Genomic DNA, 260 nt, shown 5'->3' with positions numbered 1-260 from the left:
CTCGGCTTTGGCGATGTATTGCAGGTCAAGGTCATAGAACTTGGCAACAAACCGCGCTTCCACCAGGTCGTTACGCTGGGTCAGCAATTGGTTGTAGGTATCGAGCATCACCACCACATCCGGGTGCGCCTGCAACAGCGCATCAAGGTTGTCGTAACGGGTGACCGAGGCAAAGGTGTGCCGCAACGAAGCCATCAGCCAGTCAATCGCCAGGTCCGGGTCGGAACTGTCGACGAAAGCCTGGCGAATCTGCTCGTCCA

Annotated in this window: 1 protein-coding gene; it reads right to left on the bottom strand. The window is 57.3% G+C overall.

The genetic code is table 11. The annotated features are described in order from the left end of the window. Positions 1 to 260 (bottom strand): hypothetical protein (locus P8629_RS12170; protein ID WP_278166370.1); only part of this gene is annotated, 260 nt, incomplete at both ends.

Source organism: Hydrogenovibrio sp. 3SP14C1 (assembly GCF_029625905.1).
Taxonomy (GTDB): Bacteria; Pseudomonadota; Gammaproteobacteria; order Thiomicrospirales; family Thiomicrospiraceae; genus Hydrogenovibrio.
This window is presented reverse-complemented; position numbering and strand designations above follow the sequence as displayed.